The sequence below is a fragment of the Bacteroides sp. D1 genome, from assembly GCF_000157095.2.
Taxonomy (GTDB): Bacteria; Bacteroidota; Bacteroidia; order Bacteroidales; family Bacteroidaceae; genus Bacteroides; species Bacteroides xylanisolvens.
This window is the reverse complement of record NZ_JH114332.1, coordinates 1-12997: the sequence shown is the minus strand read 5'-3', so window position 1 is coordinate 12997 and position 12997 is coordinate 1. Positions and strand designations below refer to the sequence as shown.

General features: G+C 34.9%; 11 protein-coding genes and 1 pseudogene. 6 read left to right on the top strand and 6 right to left on the bottom strand.

Going from position 1 to position 12997, the window contains the following annotated elements; all coding sequences use genetic code 11:
- Positions 1 to 527: 527 nt before the first annotated feature.
- On the top strand, positions 528 to 1820 hold the full coding sequence (locus tag BSAG_RS18325) for an MATE family efflux transporter (RefSeq protein ID WP_008016915.1): 1293 nt from the start codon (positions 528 to 530) through the stop codon (positions 1818 to 1820).
- A 42-nt stretch (positions 1821 to 1862) separates the two neighbouring features.
- A complete protein-coding gene (locus BSAG_RS18330) occupies positions 1863 to 2570 on the top strand; it encodes a TIGR02757 family protein (RefSeq protein ID WP_008771269.1) in 708 nt (235 codons plus the stop codon).
- A 155-nt stretch (positions 2571 to 2725) separates the two neighbouring features.
- Here BSAG_RS18330 and BSAG_RS25470 read toward each other — a convergent pair whose 3' ends face one another.
- On the bottom strand, positions 2726 to 2806 hold the full coding sequence (locus BSAG_RS25470) for a hypothetical protein (protein ID WP_232286474.1): 81 nt from the start codon (positions 2804 to 2806) through the stop codon (positions 2726 to 2728).
- A gap of 421 nt (positions 2807 to 3227) precedes the next feature.
- On the opposite strand from BSAG_RS25470, the gene BSAG_RS18335 reads away from it, so the two are divergent.
- From BSAG_RS18335 to BSAG_RS18345, 3 genes are all read left to right on the top strand, one after another.
- The gene (locus BSAG_RS18335; RefSeq protein ID WP_008997367.1) at positions 3228 to 3680 is read left to right on the top strand and encodes a very short patch repair endonuclease; all 453 of its coding nucleotides are present in this window, start codon (positions 3228 to 3230) and stop codon (positions 3678 to 3680) included.
- 158 nt (positions 3681 to 3838) lie between these two features.
- Positions 3839 to 5176, top strand: a complete 1338-nt coding sequence (gene dcm, locus BSAG_RS18340; protein ID WP_004315885.1) for a DNA (cytosine-5-)-methyltransferase — start codon at positions 3839 to 3841, stop codon at positions 5174 to 5176.
- Positions 5130 to 6323, top strand: coding sequence for a type II restriction endonuclease (locus BSAG_RS18345; RefSeq protein WP_004315884.1), 1194 nt, complete (start codon positions 5130 to 5132; stop codon positions 6321 to 6323). The genes dcm and BSAG_RS18345 overlap by 47 nt, the downstream gene beginning before the upstream one ends.
- 71 nt (positions 6324 to 6394) lie before the next feature.
- Here BSAG_RS18345 and BSAG_RS25465 read toward each other — a convergent pair whose 3' ends face one another.
- From BSAG_RS25465 to BSAG_RS0222635, 3 genes and pseudogenes are all read right to left on the bottom strand, one after another.
- Positions 6395 to 7717: a TPR end-of-group domain-containing protein gene (locus tag BSAG_RS25465; RefSeq protein ID WP_232287642.1), complete on the bottom strand. Its 1323-nt coding sequence runs from the start codon at positions 7715 to 7717 to the stop codon at positions 6395 to 6397.
- Between the two features lie 109 nt (positions 7718 to 7826).
- Entirely contained in the window at positions 7827 to 8858 is a 1032-nt protein-coding gene (locus BSAG_RS25460; protein ID WP_232287641.1) for an SIR2 family protein, read from the bottom strand.
- 414 nt (positions 8859 to 9272) lie between these two features.
- Positions 9273 to 9758: pseudogene (locus BSAG_RS0222635) on the bottom strand (hypothetical protein).
- A 562-nt stretch (positions 9759 to 10320) separates the two neighbouring features.
- On the opposite strand from BSAG_RS0222635, the gene BSAG_RS18350 reads away from it, so the two are divergent.
- Entirely contained in the window at positions 10321 to 11541 is a 1221-nt protein-coding gene (locus BSAG_RS18350) for a site-specific integrase (protein WP_004315880.1), read from the top strand.
- A gap of 215 nt (positions 11542 to 11756) precedes the next feature.
- On the opposite strand, the gene BSAG_RS18355 is transcribed toward BSAG_RS18350, so the two are convergent.
- The gene (locus BSAG_RS18355) at positions 11757 to 12641 is read right to left on the bottom strand and encodes a helix-turn-helix transcriptional regulator (RefSeq protein ID WP_004315879.1); all 885 of its coding nucleotides are present in this window, start codon (positions 12639 to 12641) and stop codon (positions 11757 to 11759) included.
- Positions 12642 to 12754: 113 nt separating this feature from the next.
- Positions 12755 to 12997, bottom strand: a 243-nt coding sequence (locus tag BSAG_RS18360; protein ID WP_008997366.1) for a transposase, incomplete at its 5' end; no start/stop codon positions are given.

Here is a 12997-nt window from a genome sequence, read left to right as displayed (position 1 = left end):
AGATTATCGTAGCCAAGTACTGAATCTAGAAATCATGGAATAACTCCCTATTTGTAGGAGTATTTTCTTTTTTTGATGTATATTTGTACGTTGTAGATATGGCTTGTTGCATTGTAACTCTTAATGATGTGGTGTCTTTAAAGTTACTAAAAAGCAAACATATCTACAACTTTTTATAGGATTAAGAAAGAAGAAGAGGGAAACCGTCGAAATAAAAAAGAGATTACCACCAAATTTGACGAAGAACCCTATAAGTAATCTGCTAATACCATACCACATTGGGATATGAAAATAAGATTTCTTATCTTTGTTGCGTAATTGATTGATAAACCAGTAATATTCGTCCATTTATGAAACTCTGTATCTAGCTAAGCTCAACGAATAGCATCATTTCTAACAGGGCTATTCAGCTATCCGACAGGCAACTACTCTCCTGCCAAAGAGTTTTATATCCATTTTTATAAACTTACGGAACTGTGTGCTGCTATGATGTGGTATGCCGTATCGTGTTATTTTTAAGTTGAGCAATGAATTATACATATAAGCAAATATGGCTCATCAACTTTCCTGTGATGATGAGCATTCTGATGGAACAATTAATCAATATTACCGACGCTATTTTCCTGGGGCATGTGGGAGAAGTCGAACTGGGAGCTTCTGCGCTTGCCGGAATCTACTATTTGGCTGTTTATATGCTGGGCTTCGGATTTAGCATCGGGCTGCAGGTAATGATTGCCCGGAGAAATGGGGAACAACATTATAAAGAGACGGGACGTACATTTTTTCAGGGATTATATTTCCTGTCGGGAATGGCAATCATTCTTTGCCTATTGCTCCATTTGGCTTCTCCCTTGATCCTGCGTCAATTGATTACTTCGGATGAAATTTACCAGGCAGTGATTCATTATCTGGATTGGCGTAGCTTCGGTTTGTTATTCTCATTTCCTTTTTTAGCTTTCCGGTCTTTTCTGGTAGGGATAACAACGACCAAAGCATTGTCCGTGGCAGCTATCATGGCTATCTGTATCAATATTCCTTTTAACTATCTGCTGATATTCAAACTGAATCTGGGTATATCCGGGGCGGCGATGGCTTCTTCTTTGGCAGAGTTCGGAGCTTTTATCGTACTCCTATTATATATGTGGGTGAGGGTAGATAAAGTGAAATATGGGCTGAAGGTCGTTTATGATGAGAAAGTGTTAATAAAGTTGTTGAGGATATCTGTATGGAGTATGCTTCACTCTTTTATCAGCGTTGCTCCCTGGTTTCTGTTCTTCGTTGCTATCGAGCATCTGGGAAGGACAGAGCTTGCTATTTCCAATATTACTCGTAGTGTTTCTACCGTCTTTTTTGTGATTGTCAACTCTTTTGCATCCACTACTGGTTCATTAGTCAGCAATCTAATTGGGGCGGGGCAGGGGAAGGAACTTTTTCCCGTTTGCCATAAAGTTCTTAGGTTGGGTTATGCCGTGGGAGTTCCATTGATAGTTATGACTCTTTGGGGTAACCAATGGGTTATCGGATTTTATACGAATAACGATAATCTGGTGAGACTAGCTTTCTATCCTTTTATAGTTATGCTGTTGAATTATGCTTTTGCACTGCCCGGATATGTTTATATCAATGCTGTTACCGGTACAGGAAAGACGAAGCTCGCCTTTATCTTCCAGTTAATCACCATTCTTGTATATTTGATTTATCTGTATCTGTTAAGTGAATGTTTTCATGCTTCTCTGACTGTGTATATGACGGCAGAATATTTGTTTGTTATTTTATTAGGGATGCAATCTATCATTTACTTAAAGAGGAAATCCAACTAGAATATGTATTTTTGTACTTTCAATACTTGATACTTTCTCGAAATGACTGAAGATATAAAGAATAAACTTTTGATGTGTGCGGAGATGTATCATCGCGCAGACTTTATACAAAGCGATCCGGTGCAGTTTCCCCATCGTTATACGCTGAAACAGGATATCGAAGTCAGCGGTTTGCTGACGGCGATTATGAGTTTTGGCAATCGCAAACAGATCTTGAAGAAAGTGGACGAATTGCACGGGCTAATGGGAGATTCGCCTTATCAGTATGTACTGTCCCGTCAGTGGGAGAGAGATTTCCCATCGGGAGCAACCAGTAGTTTTTATCGGATGCTGTCACATGCTGATTTCTATGGATATTTTCAGCGATTATACATTGCTTATACACAGTTTGAAAGTCTGGAAGAAGCCTTGAAGACATACCCCGGAATACCGATGGAAAAGCTATGTGCATTTCTTGAAGTCTCTGCCAAAAGCCCTCAAAAGAAACTGAATATGTTTTTGCGTTGGATGATTCGTCGGGACTCGGCGGTCGATTTGGGGATTTGGGAAAGTTTTGATCGTAGAGATTTGATTGTCCCTTTAGATACACATGTATGCCGGGTGGCACATTATTTCAAGTTGACGGATACGGAAACTTTTTCTTTGAAAAATGCCCGCCAGATAACGGCAGCATTGGCTGAGGTCTTCCCGGATGATCCTTGCTTGGGCGATTTTGCCTTGTTCGGATTAGGGGTGAATGGGGAGATTTAATGTATAATCTGATACAATGAAATTTTCGATTATAATCGAAAAATTTGAGAGTTGTTAAAATACTGTTAGAATAATTTATTGATATTTATTCTGCCTAGTTTTTTGGGGGGAAAAGCAATTTTCCGAAAAGAGGGTATTCAGTCTCCTAATAGTCATCATAATTCCACATTTATTTTATAGGAGTGTTCCAACTTTCTTGATGACCTTATTGAGTACTTATAACTATATAAATACAATTTTAGTAATGTTGAAGGATTATACGGTAGTGTCCCTTCTGATTGAAGTTTGACATGTTTAACTCCAGCTCATTTATAGACAAGATATCCACAAATAAATCGATAACCCTTACCCTAGAATTTGGTGCAACTAATTGTTCAAGTGTTGTCATTCGAACTTGATTCCTGTTTTCTCCTACTATGTAGTTTATAGATATATTGTTTAGTTTCTTATCCATAAATATACGAAAAATAAATGATAATTCAATATAGCTTCTAAGTTTTTTGCACAGACTCCTGAAGGCTTACTTTGTTTTGAGAGTGTGGGGATTGAAGAGGTAATGAGTGCATTCTTTGTGTTTAATATTATAATTCATGGATGATAATTTTTTATCTTTGTATTAGGAATCATTTATTTTTTGTATTTAAATTTTGTATAGGTATGGTAGACGTTTTGACAAAAGAGCAACGGCGGAAGTGTATGTCGAATATTCGTAGTAAAAATACGAGGCCGGAGATTCTTGTGCGAAAATATCTATTTTCCCAAGGTATTCGTTTTCGTGTTAATGTGAAAAGGTTGCCAGGGACTCCTGATATTGTGTTAAGAAAGTATAGAACTGTGATCTTTATTAATGGGTGTTTTTGGCATGGTCATGAAGGGTGTAAATACTATGTTTTGCCGAAGACCAATACAGAATTCTGGAAAGAAAAAATAGGGAAGAATAAAGAACGGGATTTAAAAGAACGAATGCAACTCCGAAATATGGGGTGGCATGTTGTCTTATTATGGGAATGTCAATTGAAAAGTAAAGTCCGGGAACAAAATTTGAAAGGGTTGTTATATACTTTGAATAAGATAGTATTAGAAAACTATAATGCAAAACATATAGACTGACTGTATTAGCTAATTATAAAAAATAGAATGGAATATTTCTCAGGGCAATGATGTACCAGCTTTGTCCTCTCTTATTTTGGTTATTAATACTATTAGTGAAGATGGTATTCGTTATTCTCGATAAAAAACTATATTTTTGTATCCAAATCAATAATTGAATGACAGCTAAGCAATTCATCATACAAGATATAAAACTCGTTGACTTTCCGGAAGAGGTTGATGTACAAAATGGCATCAAGATATATGGCGAAACTAGTTGGGAGAACCAATTGGCAGTGTTAAGTCATTACCTGCATAATAATGATTGCATTGGTAATGAACAAAACAAGAAAGAAATATTATATACTATCCGGGAATTTTTGGAGCGAAAAAAAAGTAATAAAGAAGAGACGATAACTGAAGAGTATGTAATGAAGGTTGCTGAAAATCCAGTTGAGTATAGTCTCTTTTCTGACTTTTTTAGGGTTCCTTTCCCAAGTCCTCAATCTCCCCAATTTACTTTTATTGATTTGTTTGCGGGTATGGGAGGTTTTCGTTTGGCAATGCAAGCACAAGGAGGAAAATGTGTTTTTTCTTCAGAATGGAATAAATATGCTCAAAAAACTTATTTGGCGAACTTCGGTGAAATGCCATTTGGAGATATAACGAAAGAAGTTACTAAAAGTTATATACCTCAATATTTTGATATTTTATGTGCAGGTTTCCCTTGCCAACCTTTTTCTATTGCCGGTGTTTCTAAAAAGAAAAGTTTAGGACGGGAAACGGGCTTTAAGGACAAAACTCAAGGTACACTTTTTTTTGATGTAGCGGATATTATTAGTCGTCATCGTCCTAAAGCATTTTATTTGGAAAATGTGAAGAATTTGATGTCACATGATAAGGGTAATACCTTTAAGATTATAAAAGGTACACTGGAAGAATTGAATTATTCAATTCATTTTCAGGTTATGGATGGGCAGGCTTATGTACCTCAGCATCGGGAGCGTATTATGATTGTTGGATTTAATCGTGAAATTTTTCATGGAGAAGAACAATTCTGTTTTCCTGAACAAAAACAATCTACACGGGGCATACGGGAGATTTTAGAGTCAGATATTGATGATAAATATACATTGAGTGATAAACTTTGGAGTTATTTACAAAACTATGCAGAGAAGCATCGTGCAAAAGGAAATGGTTTTGGGTTTGGGATGGTTGATCTTAACGGTATCTCTCGTACATTGAGTGCCCGTTACTATAAAGATGGTTCAGAAATACTTGTTCCGCAAGGAAATGGGAAAAATCCTCGAAGATTGTCGCCTCGTGAATGTGCTCGATTGATGGGCTATCCTGATAAATATCGTTTAGATCAAGTTTCTGATGTACAAGCGTATCGACAGTGTGGAAATTCTGTAGTAGTTCCACTCATAACTGCAGTTTCTGAACAAATTATTAAAACAATCAATAATTATGAGCAACATACTGGACTCTGCGATACAAAGTGTACAGCAATCTAAAGCTGCTTGGTGCCGGTTTATTACTGGAAATGATACAGGTGCAACAGGAAGTCATCAAGCTGGTTTTTATATACCTAAGTGTGCATCAAGTTTACTTTTTGATGAACCGGGGAAAAAAGGAGAAAATAAGGAGAAAACTGTACAAATAAAATGGCAGGATGATTTTACAACGGAAAGTTGTATGAAATATTATGGACAAGGTACACGTAATGAGTATCGTATAACCCGTTTTGGTCGAGGCTTTCCTTTTTTTCAAGATGATAATGTTGGAGATTTACTCATTATTGCTAAATATACTGAAGAAGATTATTTAGGCTATGTTCTTAGTGCTGATGAAGATATAGATGGATTTTTTGCTTATTTCAATCTTGCTCCAGACGAAACAAATCAACTAATAGATGTCGCGGGTGTTATTAAACCAGACGAAAAAATAGTGCAACTCTTCCGTGATTTTGTTAGTCGTTTTGATAAATTTCCAGACACTCGACAAATGGCATTAGGAGCACGAGAATGTTATAATAAGGCTTATAAAATTGGTGAAAATGTTTTTAAAACTAATCCTGATGATGTCTTGTTGAATTGGGTGGATACAGAGTTCCGACTGTTTAAATGTATGGAAGAAAAATTTTATGCGGATATGATAACACATTCTTTTGATAGTATTGATACATTTATACAAACAGCTAATGAAGTGCTTAATCGTCGTAAGTCTCGTGCTGGTAAATCATTAGAGCATCATTTATCTGATATATTTGTACATAATGCACTTGTTTTTGAGGAGCAAGCTGTAACTGAAGATAATAAAAAGCCGGATTTCCTTTTTCCCAATGGTAAATGTTATCGTAATATACAATTTCCAGCTGGGGACCTTATTGTTTTGGGGGCTAAGACTACTTGCAAAGATCGTTGGCGGCAAGTTTTGACGGAGGCGGATCGTGTGGATGTTAAATTCTTATTTACTCTTCAGCAGGGAATATCAAAGAATCAGTTAAAGGAGATGCATGATTCCCGACTTACACTTGTTGTTCCTCAAAAGTATATTTCAAGTTTTCCACGAGACTATCAAGATGAAATAAAAGATCTTTTAGGATTTATCTTAATGGTAAAGGAGAAGCAGGAACATTTACCAAAACATTATTTTTTGTAGAAAAATAGGAGCTCTTCATAACTGTATGGAGAGCTCCGAATTCTTTGTTCTCAATATGATGGAGAGTCCCTTTAAGCTATACCTATAATTCTTTGATACCGATTGTCATTTTTACAATTTTCAAATGCGGGCCAATCTCGCACAGAATATTTGAGTAAATTGTCATCTTTTATAGCTTTAGATAAATAATCCAGCGCATTTGGTATATCACCGATGAGTGAATAAGCTGCAGCTATGACATCATTATCATACAAATCTTTATTATTTAGTATTTTATTCTTTATTTTCTTATCATCTAATTTATTGAGTTTGATATCTGCTATAAAATAATTAATTGCAATTTCTGGTATACAAGTTTGAGGGTTATCGTAATATTGTTTTAAGTCCCAATAAATTTCTTTATATTGTTTTAATTTTAATTTTGCATAAGAATAACTCACAAATGTGCTAACGTCTTTCTTATGTGTTTCCCAATATTTCTCAATAAGATTGCAGACAGTTTCATATTCTTCAAATTCGAGATTGTATAAGATAAGTATTTCATGGTCAATTTTATTATATTTATCTACAATAATTTGAGCTTTTTCTTTTTCTTGTATAATAGCATATAGCTTTATTAGCATATTATTTCTGAAGTAGTTTCCATTTTCGATATCTTCTAAAATTTTTATAGATTCAGCTATGTTGTCAAACTTTTTGGCAAAGATAGTTGCCTTTTTTAATAAATAGTCATAAGATGGGTTGTATTCCTTCTCAAATTCTTCCATGAATTTAGTTAGTTCATTTTTTTGATCTTTTTCTTCAAAATAATCAAGTAAAATTAAGACTGTTGATTCTACCCATGTAGGATCATCTGTTTGCTTAGCAAAACTATATCCATTAATCAAAAGCTTATCAATTTTTTCATTAATCATATTACTATAACGGTGGCAGACTTTTAGATAATTGGGATGATATTCGTTTTGCTCTTTATACTTTTTTAATAGAGATAATATTTCTTCTTTCTTTTTTTCATTTTCCTTCTTGTATAGATGACTATACCAGTCGCATAAATTAACCCATGCTTTATTGAATATACTTCCATCTAGTTTTATGCTGGTAAGATAACATGTTGTTATTACATTTGGAGCGATGTCTGATTCTTCTTTATTAATTAATGAATTGTAATAATCAGCCATAAAGTCTCCTTTTTTTCTATATAAGCTATAGTCATTGGGATATATTGCTATAGCTTTATCTATATATTCTATCTTATCTTTTATTTCAGGGAACGAATTGACAGCTTCTATATAATACATCTCTGTATTAGGTTTAATTGCAATCAAGGAGTCTATTGTTTGTTTATATTCTATGTTGTTTTCGAGATTCATATTATGAAGTAATGCTAATTTCATTTCTAATAATTCAGCTTTGTAACTTGAATTATCAGAATCTTCTAATTTTTGTTCATTGATTAATTTATAGGCCTGTTCTGTTTCGTCTTCTAGAAATAAAATTCTTACTTTATTTAAAGTTTTTTTTTCTTTCTTCGGAGATTTTAGATGAACTATCTTTTCTTGTTGTATTATCTTTTTTCTCTTTTTTTACATCTACGTGTTTGAAAAAATCTTCAAAAATATTGTGATTGACCATTTTCTTTAATCTTTTGGAGTCTTCTTGAATTATTTTAGAATTAGATTTTTCTACATATTCATTCGATGTTAAGCTTTTAATTAATTTAATTTGATGTTCACTGCTTAGAATTGCATTATCAATGGGCAATACACCTTTGTTTAAACGTTTATTAAGTTCAGCCATTAATTCGTCAAAACCTTCAATTTGTATGAAAAAGACTTTATCTTTCCATAGTAATTTTTTGAGATCATCTGAAATATTTTCATCTCCTTTTCTAATGCACCAATAAATACCATTTTTAAAGAATTCTTCTTTTTTCAATAGAAAAGATAAAATGTCCATAATTGATCTATCATTTCCTGCATATCCAACTACAATAAGTCCATAATCTTTAGAAAATTCAATGAATTTATTTTTCATATTTCCTTCTAATGATTCAGTTTCTCTTAAAGTACTTTTTATATCTTCGAATAAATAATCTCCATGAAGTTTGATTATTTTGGGACGTTTAGAAGTAACTGTAATACTTGTAATAGCAGAGTCGTGAGCACATACAACTGGACGGACATTAGAAAATCTATAAAAAGCTTCATTCAGTAAGTCGTCAAAATTTGTTGTGAATATTGCATTAAAATAGTTGTTTTCTATAAGTTTTACTAAATAAGCATACCCGATTGAAGGATTCTTGTTTGCTACTTCATTTTCAACAAATGCTCTTCTTTGTCGCTGTAAATCATATCGTTTTTCGAAAAGAGAAGAGTAGGGATTTCTTTCATCAAACCAGTTTTGTTTTTCGAAATATTCATCAGAAGTGATACTTGTATCATAGTCATCAGCATATTCAATGATTTCTTTTTTCCAATCATTTATTAATTGGGTTCCTGATTTTATACCTGAAGTTATGGAGCAACCTGCGCCCATAAGTAAAGAGTAATTGGGAGTTTCATCACATCTAATACTTAAGAATCTAACTAAATCTGATATTTTTTTTCTTTATGTCTTAATTCAAACAGAATGTCTTTTGCGCTTTCCATAATAATATTTGAGTTATGTGATAATATATGTCGAATATGCAAATATAATATTAATTTATTCTTTTACATCATTATATTTCTGGAAAATGTATTGACAGTGTAAGAAGAAAATTAGTAATATGAAATATTTGATGATAGTTTTTATATATATAAACCAATTGTATTTTTGGAAAAGTTATGTTTTAAAAAAGCAATGTCATTTATGAAGATGTCCTATTTCACCATTTGTGGGAAAGATTTTGTTTGGTAGGACGATTTTATTTAAAAGGTCTCTAATTAGGATATGATGAATTCTGTAACGTTATATCTTTTTCATTTTCTTTCTCCACCTCTGAAACCCTCTCATCAAACTTTCCTCTTCCACCGACTCCTCCATATCATACTTTACCACAAACTCATGCATCGACTTTATATACATCACCCCATTTTTGAACTTATTTTCCAACAGAAACGAATAAAGCTCGGCTTTCATTTCCACCTCAATTTCCTTTTCAATAATAAAGATACTGTCCTGACCGAAGTAATTGTAGATTTCCGGGTTCTTGCCCTGTCTTGGGCTAGGAAGAACAAAAGTGATATTTCCAGTCTCTTTCTAGGAGACGCCTTGCGGATGAGGAACGGATAATTGATGCAAGAAATGATAAATGGGAGTGAGGTGGGAGAGGTGGATTGGAATGGGGAGCCTTGACGGTGGATTGTTATGTGATAGAAGCTCTAAACTTTGTCCGTACCGGACATACATGTACCTCGCCAGATATGGCTTAATGGCAAACGTGACTGTAACCATGGGATTTGAATTTTGAATTGTTGAAATTTGTTGTATACTGATTGCCGCTTCGTGCGGCAGATTCCGTCGTGTTTGTTGGAAAAAATCCCATGGGTTACGGGGACGGAATTCTAATTCGGTAAGGACTTGAAATTCAAATGGTTACAAATGTCGGTTTTTCCTTTAAAACCAACGGGCCGTTCCTTTTAAAGGAACGGCCCGTTGCACACCGAGGAATGACCTCTTCCTTTTAAAGGAACGGACGGTTCCCTAAAATCCATAGTGCAAAGCTATGCCTAATATTCTAATTCTTCAAAAGGAATAATAGCGACAATATTTATATTGTGTAATGAAATATCATAAATAGTATACATCTCTAATTTATGCGTATGCATATTGGAGATATGTAATAAAAATATACTGATTACTAGAGCGTGTATTTTAACTATATTTATTAGATAACTATTCTTAAAGTGGAAAAACTTTTTATTCCACTTCTTGTTTCTTGCGTAATAGGCGGAAAAATAGTTCTGATAAGTAAGGTGAACTTTGTACTTTTACGTCTCAAACAAAAAAGCAAGATATGATAACATCAGTGAAACTTATGCTGAACAAGAGCAGGATATTGAATAATGGTAGTTACCCTTTAGTATTTCAGGTGATACACAATCGGAGAAAAAAGTTACTGTATACAGGCTACCGGATGAAAGAAGAGGTGTTTGACGAGCTGGAAGGGAAGATTATGAATGGCGTAAGTTCTACTTTTACGGCTACGGAGGTTGTGAAAATGAACTGCGAGCTACGGAAGATGCGGAATCAGATTGATACACGGATCAGGCAGCTTGAGCGGACAAGGGAAGAATTTACAGTGGAGGATATTCTGGCTCAAAATGCTTTTGGTACAGGAAAACCACAGTTTTATTTATTGCGATATATCAATACGCAGATTGAACGGAAGCAGGAACTGAAGAAAGTGGGAATGGCTGCGGCCTACAAGAGTACTCGTTCGTCGTTGGCAAAATTTATAAGTCGCCCCGATGTGCGGATGTCGGAGGTTGATTTGGCGTTCGTCAGGAGATATGAGGATTTCCTGTATAGTAACGGTGCTTCCGGCAATACGGTAAGTTATTATCTGCGCAACTTGCGCTCTTTGTATAACCAGGCGGTAACGGACGGCTATCATCCCCGTGGCGAATATCCGTTTGCTAAAGCGCAGACCCGTCCGGCGAAGACTGTGAAACGCGCTTTGTCACGGACAGATATGCAGAATTTGGCGGACTTGAATTTGGAGAATGAACCAGAACTGGAATTTACCCGCGATCTGTATCTGTTCAGCTTTTATGCGCAGGGAATGGCTTTTGTCGATATTGTCCTTTTGAAGAAAACCGATATTTGCAATGGTGTGCTGACCTATTCCCGTCATAAGTCGAAACAGTTGATTCGTATAGTGGTGACTCCGCAGATGCAGGGCTTGATAGATAAATATAAGACAGAAAATGAGTATCTCTTTCCGATAATCAGCGGTGAATATGCTTCTGGATACAAACAGTATCGTTTGGCGTTGGGCCGTATTAACCGGCATTTGAAGAAAATCGCTGTTGTAGCTGATATTGAAGTACCGTTGACGACATATACTGCACGCCATACCTGGGCTACCCTCGCACGTGACTATGGAGCTCCGATTTCTGTGATTAGTGCCGGACTTGGACACACTTCGGAAGAAATGACACGCGTCTATTTAAAGGATTTTGATGTATTCATGCTCAATCAGGTGAATAGCATCGTTACAAACTTATCCAAATGAAATAATTATTTGTAATATAATCTGTTGAAAATTAGAATATATCATATTTTTATTTATCTTTGCAATATTGTAATCTATTCCGTAATAGAGATCATATTAAAATATCTTTGTTTCTTAATATATTTCACGCTGCAAAGTAAATGAAATTTTTCAATATTGAATTTATCATAAAGTCCAATAATTTATTCATTTTGTACCGATAGGGATAATAATGGCTAACTCGTTTGATTGGTTGCCTGACATTGCTCTATCAGTTGTTTGGGGGTACATCCGAAATGTTGTTTGCAGTAACGGTTGAAGTTACCTTGCGAATCAAATCCCAATTCTTCAATGATATCTTTTATACATACTCCTGGTTCCGTCATTTTTTCCAATATTCTTTGGTTCTTTTGTTTCAGCATCCACTGTTTAGCTGTCATACCAAACACTTCATTGAATTTGGTAAAAAAACAGCTTCTTCCCATATTCGATAGTGAGATAAGCTGCTCTATATTATCTACTTTGGTATGATTGTGCATGACAAAATCTTTAAAATCCACTTCTTTTCCGATAATGGGGTGGAATAATACTGCAATCTCCTGTTTTTCATAAAACCCTCGTAAAAGAAAGAAAAACTCTCGTTGCATCAGCCCGTGTAAGTGTGCGCAACTCATTCCGTTTTTGATGCAGTGAGTTAATACTTCAAGAAATAGTGTTAATGGATAGCGTATTTTAATTGGTGAAAAGTCATATTCAATGTTGTTGCATACATTTGATAAAGACTGTAATATGAGCTTGTCACAGTTCTCTGCAGGTATATCGAAAAACATGGAGAGCAGGCTTGAATCGGTTCCCGCAAATCCTTTTAGTCGGGAAGAACGAGGGATGAGTATCATTTCTCCAGCATGAAACAACTTGTTATGAAACTGGTTGCAACTTATGGTGAAATCGCCTTTCAGGAAGAACAGGAGATAATTTTTAGTTGTATTATCTTCTTCAAATGCTGCATTCTTGGCGAATTCAAGATATTTGAATCCGGTTTCAATTGTTGTCATGTAGTTTTGACATGACTGATGTTCTTCAATGTACAAAAGTTCGCTTTTTGTATGTTTTGTTTCCATGGCAATAACTGTTTTGATTGTTTAGTCTGTTACTTATCTGTTTGTTTCACAATTGTTTCAGTATCTATTTTTTTAATGAATTATATATCAGAATAATATTATTTAGTCGTCCCTTAAAAAGTACTCATCTGCGGGATATTGCAAGAAAACAGTGTCCCGCAGATTTTTTCAACAAGTAGCCAAAGAACCCTCATGGCTCTTTTGAAGTTGTACGCTGCTGCGGCTAAGAGCAGATTGACAACATCCCCGAACACACCTTTATAAAAGTTGCGTCCTAAACGAAAGTCTGATTTCAAATGCCCGATAGTCGGCTCTATTCCTGCACGCTTGCAGAATAGCTTATGTTTCTTCTTGCG

Excerpts from the sequence above, each read along its gene's own strand:
- BSAG_RS18345 (WP_004315884.1), top strand. The coding sequence starts at position 5,130 with ATGAGCAACATACTGGACTCTGCGATACAAAGTGTACAGCAATCTAAA.
- BSAG_RS18325 (WP_008016915.1), top strand. The coding sequence starts at position 528 with ATGAATTATACATATAAGCAAATATGGCTCATCAACTTTCCTGTGATG.
- BSAG_RS25465 (WP_232287642.1), bottom strand. The coding sequence starts at position 7,717 with ATGAAATTAGCATTACTTCATAATATGAATCTCGAAAACAACATAGAA.
- BSAG_RS18330 (WP_008771269.1), top strand. The coding sequence starts at position 1,863 with ATGACTGAAGATATAAAGAATAAACTTTTGATGTGTGCGGAGATGTAT.
- dcm (WP_004315885.1), top strand. The coding sequence starts at position 3,839 with ATGACAGCTAAGCAATTCATCATACAAGATATAAAACTCGTTGACTTT.
- BSAG_RS25460 (WP_232287641.1), bottom strand. The coding sequence starts at position 8,858 with ATGGGCGCAGGTTGCTCCATAACTTCAGGTATAAAATCAGGAACCCAA.
- BSAG_RS18350 (WP_004315880.1), top strand. The coding sequence starts at position 10,321 with ATGATAACATCAGTGAAACTTATGCTGAACAAGAGCAGGATATTGAAT.
- BSAG_RS18355 (WP_004315879.1), bottom strand. The coding sequence starts at position 12,641 with ATGGAAACAAAACATACAAAAAGCGAACTTTTGTACATTGAAGAACAT.
- BSAG_RS18335 (WP_008997367.1), top strand. The coding sequence starts at position 3,228 with ATGGTAGACGTTTTGACAAAAGAGCAACGGCGGAAGTGTATGTCGAAT.